This window comes from Kocuria marina (assembly GCF_000786655.1).
GTDB classification, from domain to species: Bacteria; Actinomycetota; Actinomycetes; order Actinomycetales; family Micrococcaceae; genus Kocuria; species Kocuria marina_A.
In genome coordinates, this window is record NZ_JROM01000034.1 from 1 (window position 1) to 1912 (window position 1912).

2 protein-coding genes and 1 other annotated feature are annotated in these 1912 nt (G+C 66.5%); both genes read right to left on the reverse strand.

Features of this window, described 5'->3' with window-relative positions; genetic code table 11:
* Positions 1-55: 55 nt before the first annotated feature.
* Positions 56-1320, reverse strand: a protein-coding gene (locus AS25_RS08570; RefSeq protein ID WP_231885598.1) for an IS3 family transposase whose coding sequence is annotated in 2 segments (ribosomal slippage) — positions 56-1017 and positions 1017-1320 — 1266 coding nt in all. Because the reading frame shifts where the segments join, the coding sequence is not laid out codon by codon here.
* Positions 887-1021 (reverse strand) — a sequence feature (AL1L pseudoknot). It overlaps the preceding gene by 135 nt.
* 51 nt (positions 1321-1371) lie before the next feature.
* A complete protein-coding gene (locus tag AS25_RS08580; protein ID WP_052160844.1) occupies positions 1372-1842 on the reverse strand; it encodes an alpha/beta fold hydrolase in 471 nt (156 codons plus the stop codon).
* Positions 1843-1912: the final 70 nt, after the last annotated feature.

Genomic DNA, 1912 nt, shown 5'->3' on the forward strand with positions numbered 1-1912 from the left:
GCCGAGGCTGTATGTTTTGAAGACTGAAGCGCCCTGGGTCTGATGGAGACTCGCGCTATTTGATTCCGACCAGGTGTTCGCGGTCGGCTTGGACAGCATAGAACGCGTTCTCGAACTCGGCGGGCGGGACGTCGCCGAGGTAGCTGTGGAGGCGCTGCGTGTTGTGCCAGTGCACCCAACCGAGGGTGGCGAGCTCGAGATTCTCGACCGTCTTCCACGGCCCGGACCGGGCCGGCCCGCGGACGAGTTCGGCCTTGTAGTACCCGTTCACCGTCTCGGCCAGGGCATTGTCATAGCTGTCACCGACGGTCCCGATCGACGGCGTCGCGCCGATCTCCGCGAGGCGTTCGCCGTAGCGAATGGACGTGAATTGAGACCCCGCGTCGCTGTGACACCGCAGGTCCGCGTGGCGGTGACCTCTGGACCAGCGGGCCATCTCGATGGCGTCGAGGATCATCTCGGTGCGCATGTGCGACGCGACCCGCCACCCGACGATCATGCGGGAGAACGCGTCGATGATGAAGCACACGTACGCGACACCGGCCCAGGTCGCCACGAACGTCAGATCCGTCACCCAGAGCCGGTTCGGAGCGGTCGCGGTGAACTCCCGCTGCACCAGATCCGGGTGTCGCGCGGACGCCGGATCCGGCCTGGTCGTCTTCACCCGTTTCGAGCGCCTTGCGCCCTCGATCCCTGCCACCTTCATCAACCTCGCGGTCTGGTCGCGGCCGATCGCGATCCCCGCCCGCCGGGCCGCCTTCCAGAGCTTGCGGACCCCGTAGACCCGGTAGTTCGCCTCCCACAGCTCGACGAGCCGCGGGATCAGCTCCTCGTCCCGCTGGGCACGGGCGGACGGGGTGCGGGTCTTAGCGGCGTAGTAGCTGCTCGGAGCCACCTGCAACTGTCTGCAGATGAGCTCGACTCCGAGCCGGCGACCGTCGACGAGGTCGTCCTTGTTCGCGTCGATGAACGCGACTACTTCCGGTAGTGGCGGTCGAGCTCCGCCCCGAAGAAAGACGCAGCCCGCTTCAGCACCTCGTTGGCCCGGCGAAGCTCGCGGACTTCTTGCTCGAGCTCTTTCACCCGCTGCGCCTCCGCCGAGCTCACGCCGGAGGTGACACCCTCGTCGATGTCGGCCTGCTTCACCCACATCCGCACGGATTCGACCCCGTACCCGAGCTGCGTCGCGACTCGCTGCACGGTTCCTTGCGTGACCCCGAGCTCGGCCCGCAGCGTCCTCACCATCCGCACCGCGGCGGCCTTCTCCTCGTCCGAGTAGCGACGCGTCGTCGGCTTCCCATTCGCCAGTTCCTTCGGCATAACTCCATCCTCGTTTCCAAGGTCAGGAGCCTCCAACAAACTCAGGGCGCTTCATTCGGTGGCATCGGCCATTGATCCGAAGGGCGTGGGCCACGAGCGGAAGAATGCACCCAAAGCCCCTGCCTCCTCCAGGTCCCCGCCGTGCACGTCGGCTTCCAGCAGCACCAGACCGGCCACCCGCTGAGGGTGTGCAGCGGCGGTGAGCAACGCAGTGTGCGCTCCCATGGACTGACCCACCAGCACCACGGGATGACTCGAGGCGACCACATCGATCACCGCTGCGACGTCGTCGACGAAAGCCTGCCGGCCCATGTCCGACGGCACGCGGGTGCTGTGTCCGTGCCCACGCTGATCCACCAGCACACACCGGTACTCGGGCCACAGCGCTTCGGCCGAGGGAATGAACTCCTGCGCGCTGCCGGCCAGCCCGTGCAGGAACACCACCACCGGGGCGTTGCCGCCGGTGTCCAGATAACTGATCCGCGTCCCCGACTGTCCCACCGTCTCCCGCGAGAACTTCATAGCCTTGATCCTCCATCAGGAACCGGTGCAAGACAGGGCATGGCCATGGGCTCAGGTCAGGCTCATGCCT

Bases quoted from the DNA above. Each gene is read 5' to 3' on its own strand.
- AS25_RS08580 (WP_052160844.1), bottom strand. From the start codon at position 1,842: ATGAAGTTCTCGCGGGAGACGGTGGGACAGTCGGGGACGCGGATCAGT.